3 protein-coding genes are annotated in these 4,000 nt (G+C 44.0%); 1 reads left to right on the top strand and 2 read right to left on the bottom strand.

The genetic code is table 11. The features are described 5' to 3' along the window. On the bottom strand, positions 1 to 313 hold a 313-nt coding region (locus B5F91_RS14625; protein WP_087429753.1), incomplete at its 3' end, for a PepSY-like domain-containing protein. A 1,129-nt stretch (positions 314 to 1,442) separates the two neighbouring features. Here B5F91_RS14625 and B5F91_RS14615 point away from each other — a divergent pair. Further along, positions 1,443 to 3,713, top strand: coding sequence for a TonB-dependent receptor (locus B5F91_RS14615; RefSeq protein ID WP_239416455.1), 2,271 nt, complete (start codon positions 1,443 to 1,445; stop codon positions 3,711 to 3,713). 90 nt (positions 3,714 to 3,803) lie between these two features. Here B5F91_RS14615 and B5F91_RS14610 read toward each other — a convergent pair. Beyond that, positions 3,804 to 4,000, bottom strand: a 197-nt coding sequence (locus B5F91_RS14610) for a PepSY-like domain-containing protein (protein ID WP_204244707.1), incomplete at its 5' end; no start/stop codon positions are given.

Raw genomic sequence — 4,000 nt, 5'->3', positions numbered from 1 at the left:
TGCTCTTTACAAACTCCTGAATCTTAACGGGAACTACGGCTTGCGGCACCGTCATGCGGCGGCAACTCACTTCTTTCCAATTCCCTTTCTTGTCAAACTCTACCTTATCACCGTTGATAAACACTACATCGTAAGAAGAATCGAGGAACTCTTTCTCCATCTTCACAAAGGCTACTTTCGCATCGGAGAAATGCTGCTTGATAAAGGTCTGGGCAGTAGCCGGAAGCTGTTCGAAAGCAATTGGTTTGTCGTTGTCCGCCATTGCCATTTGCATCGTAAATAAACTCACTAATAAAAACATCCACTTTTTCATAAGGCTTACTTTTTAAAAGGTTAATGATTCGTTTCGTTTAATTTTCTAATGCAAAGCAAAGCAACAAATCTGAAAGAATTTAGGAATTGAAAGGATTAAGATAAGCATTAATATATTTTATAATTATCGAGACCGTTTCAAAATAGACTTTTTGAGATAATCTTTTTTGTATTTGCAAAATAATTGAACAATAGACCTAGAGAAAACTACATTTCAACACGCCTAAATTGTGTTTTTTCAAAAGTCCTATCTAATTTTGCATTTGCTGTTGGATTCTGCAGTAAATTCAGACGGCATCCTTTTATGGTTTCCGTCCCAAAACCGTACGTTCTTGGTTCGGAAACCATACGGTTTTGGGACGGAGAACGTACGGTTTTGGAACGGAAAACGTAAAAGGGAAATTACTTAAAACAGAATTTAACCTATTCAATCATACATTGATTCGTATCCTGCAAAACAAATTGATGTTTTTTGCCATACTTTTTGCGCAATCCAAGCTGTGTATGGCGATTTATCGGTAATATTCCCCTCAACTTCCACGATTTTCTTCTAACTTCCTAATTCCCAATTTCTACTGCATTAATCTGCCGGAATCCGTCGGATATTTCACAGATTTTACGTAATTTTGCCCCACAAAAAAACAAAAGATATAATTGGTTGATATTTAATTGGCAAAAGAAAAGAAACATATCAGATTTTTCCGGTTTCTCTTTCTACTGGTATTTGTCGTACATTTAGGAAGCGTTACTCTATTCAGTCATACTCATGTGATAAACGGAGTAATTATCGTGCATTCCCATATCAACACAGGCGAACATACCCACTCCAAGCAAAGCCTTGAAACAATTTTCTTTTTATCAAACATATTTACTTCCGGTGATTTCCCATCACCGTTCATGCCGGTATTATGGCTTTTTCTCGTCAGGATAATACTTCTTCCGGCATTATCCGACATTATAGTCATAACCCGCGGAACTCTTTCCTTGCGTGCTCCTCCCGCTTTGTTTTGATGCTATTATAAATCAGGCTTCCCGGTCGTTTGACTGGGAAAGAGCCGTTATATGCTTTTTCAAATCAAAACAACCATATAAAACAAATGAAGCTATTATATATTATCTTGTTGGGAGCAATGCTTGTATTGTTCCCCCAGCTATCTTATTCATACGAATATCCCATAAAAGATTCAGACGCGAATATCGTAGGGCACGTGGTAAACAAACATACGAACGAACACCTTCCCTATATCACAGTCATGTTAGAAGGAACCACCATAGGCACTACAACGGATGCGACCGGGCACTACCATCTTGTCAATCTCCCGGAAGGGAATTTCACAATCAAAGTTTCCTCGATAGGTTATAAGTCCATAACCCGTGAAGTGAACTTGAAGAAAGGAAAAACGTTGGAAATGAACTTCGAGATTGAAGAAGATATGGTTTCCTTGGAGGGAGTGGTGGTTTCTGCCAATAGAAGCGAGACCACGCGCCGCACAGCCCCTACTCTCGTAAATGTGATGAACATGAAGACTTTTGAATATACAAATTCTTGCAACTTAGCACAGGGACTGAACTTCCAGCCCGGCGTAAGGGTAGAAAACAACTGCCAGAATTGCGGCTTTCAACAAGTGCGGATAAACGGCCTTGACGGTCCGTATACCCAGATTCTCATTGATTCACGCCCTATCTTCACCGCGCTCTCAGGCGTGTACGGCCTTGAGCAGCTTCCCGCCAACATGATTGACCGCGTGGAAGTGATGCGGGGAGGAGGGTCCGCCCTTTTCGGCTCGTCTGCCATTGCCGGAACGATAAACATCATAACCAAGGAGCCGACGAGAAATTCCGCTCAAATCTCACATACGTTGACCGGCGTTGGCGACGGAACGGCTTTTGACAACAACACGATGCTCAATGCATCACTGGTCACCGATGACCACAAAATGGGCATTGCCGTGTTCGGGCAAAACAGGGAAAGAGCCGGATATGACCACGACGGTGACGGATTCACCGAACTTCCCGAACTCAAAAGCCAGACATTGGGCATGCGTTCGTACATCAAGACGGGCACTTATTCAAAACTGACCTTTGAATACCATCATCTTCAAGAATACAGAAGGGGCGGCGATTTGCTTGACCGTCCGGCACACGAGGCAAACATTGCGGAACAAGTGCGGCACAGCATCAATACCGGAGGAATCAAGTATGACTATTTCAGTCCTGATGAAAAACACCGCATGAGTGTATTTGCGTCGGCGCAGCACATTGACAGGGAAAGTTATTACGGAGGAGGACAAGACCCTAACGCGTACGGAGCGACAAAAGACCTGACCTTTGTAGTCGGTTCTCAATATGTATATCGTGCCGCCCAGTGCTTGTTTATGCCTGCCGACTTTACCGCCGGAATAGAATATAACCAAGAAAACCTTGAAGATTCGCAATGGGGATATGACAGGTTCATATCGCAGAAAGCAAAAATCGGAAGCGTCTTCGCGCAAAACGAATGGAAGAACGACAAGTGGGGAATTTTGATTGGCGGTCGTCTGGACTGGCACAGCATGCTCGAAAAGCCGGTGTTCAGTCCCCGTGCGAACATCCGTTTCAACCCGAACGAGAATATCAACCTACGTGCAAGCTACTCGTTCGGATTCCGTGCCCCGCAAGCTTTTGACGAAGACCTTCACATCGAGAATGTAGGCGGAACGGTCTCCATGATCCGGCTGGCCGACAATCTTGAAGAGGAAAAATCACAAAGCCTGAGTGTTTCGGCAGATATGTACCACAGTTGGGGCGACTGGCAGGGGAACTTTCTCATAGAGGGCTTTTTTACCACTATAGACGATGTGTTCGCCCTCACTGAGATTGGCAAGGAAAACAGTGTCATCATTCTGGAACGGGGCAATGAAGATGGAGCAAACGTATATGGCATGACGCTGGAAGGGAAACTTGCCTGGCGTAACAAATGGCAACTGCAAGCCGGATTCACTCTTCAAAACGCCGAATACAAGAAAGCCCGTTCATGGGATGACGGAGGAGTGGCAAAAGAGAAAAAAATGTTCCGCACCCCTAACACTTACGGCTACTTCACCATGATTTATACGCCCATAAAGCCGTTGAATATCGCACTGTCCGGGACATATACAGGCTCCATGCTCGTGGAACACCATTCCGGTTATATTGAAACGAACCGGACGGAAAAAACCGGAACTTTCATGGACGTGGGATTCAAGGCTTCGTATGACTTCAACTTGTACAAGGGTACAACCCTTCAGCTTAATGCAGGGATTCAGAATCTGTTCAACGCTTATCAGAACGACTTTGACAAAGGAGCTGACAGAGACTCTGGGTATATATACGGTCCAGGCATGCCCCGTTCGTTTTTTGCAGGGGTAAAATTGAGTTATTAATATTTAATCAGACAGGAGGCAAATGCTTTTTGCGATTAGCATTTGCCTCCTGTTTTTCATATAATCCATACCCAACTACATTTCAACATTTTAATCGTTGTCGTTATCCATGTCAATGAGATTGAAGCTGGTGTCGAAAGTCAGTTCCCAAAAGTTGGAAAGCTTCACTTCGTATTCATAGCGGTCTTTCTCGATTTTCAGCACCTTAGCTTCGGGATAATTGCTCTTTACAAACTCCTGAATCTTAACGGGAACTACGGCTTGCGGCACCGTCATGCGGCGGCAAC

It is taken from the genome of Bacteroides sp. An322, from assembly GCF_002161765.1.
GTDB lineage: Bacteria > Bacteroidota > Bacteroidia > Bacteroidales > Bacteroidaceae > Phocaeicola > Phocaeicola merdavium.
The sequence above is the reverse complement of the archived record's forward strand: the minus strand, read 5'-3'. Positions and strand labels throughout refer to the sequence as shown.

Coding starts and splice junctions, on each gene's coding strand:
- B5F91_RS14615 (WP_239416455.1), top strand. CDS start 1,443: ATGCTTGTATTGTTCCCCCAGCTATCTTATTCATACGAATATCCCATA.